This is a genomic window from Oleiphilus sp. HI0043 (genome assembly GCF_001634935.1).
In genome coordinates, this window is record NZ_LWEY01000425.1 from 1 (window position 1) to 638 (window position 638).

A 638-nucleotide genomic window follows, 5' to 3' on the forward strand; every position below is an offset into this window, starting at 1 on the left:
GAGACTTATTTTCAACTCACTACCGGAACGCTCGTAATCAAAGCTCACACTAATGCTAATGCGGCCCGCATCCAAGGCGTCCATCCGTTCCTGACGCTGCTGATAGTACTTTGTAAATCCGTCATGACTGCCTTTTATAGTAGAGTCTAAGGCTAATAAACCATGCTCCAGCGAGTTGGAGTAAAGCTCAGACAAAATAGTCCTGATCATATCGGCTCGACGGTACAAAAACAGATCTGCTGGCAACACTTTAATGACCTGCACAATGGGGTCAGGCTGAGAGTGTATTCTCTCTGCATCAAGATCGACATTAACTGACCAAGGCAAATTCGTCTTTGGTTCAAGATCTATTACACTAGAATTATCAATTGGGCCTGCGGTGATTTCAACCAAAGAGATATCGTCCTGCTGCGCAGAACCTTGGCTGAAGCTATGATAGTCATCCAGTAGGCCGTCAAACACACGCTCTTGCCCGCCCTCTTTCACTCGGCGGTCAAGTGAGTCCATCACTCGTTCTTCACCAAACATTTCATCACTGTCTGTAGGGCTTCCTTCAAGAATTCCGTCAGTGAACATAAACAACTTATCACCATAACGTAATTCGTGTAGTTCTATCTCACTATTGAAGCGCTCTGCCG

Annotated in this window: 1 protein-coding gene; it reads right to left on the minus strand. The window is 45.8% G+C overall.

Annotated features, from left to right (window positions below):
• Positions 1–638: SpoIIE family protein phosphatase (locus tag A3729_RS05495; RefSeq protein WP_156497699.1), on the minus strand; the 638-nt coding region annotated here is incomplete at both ends.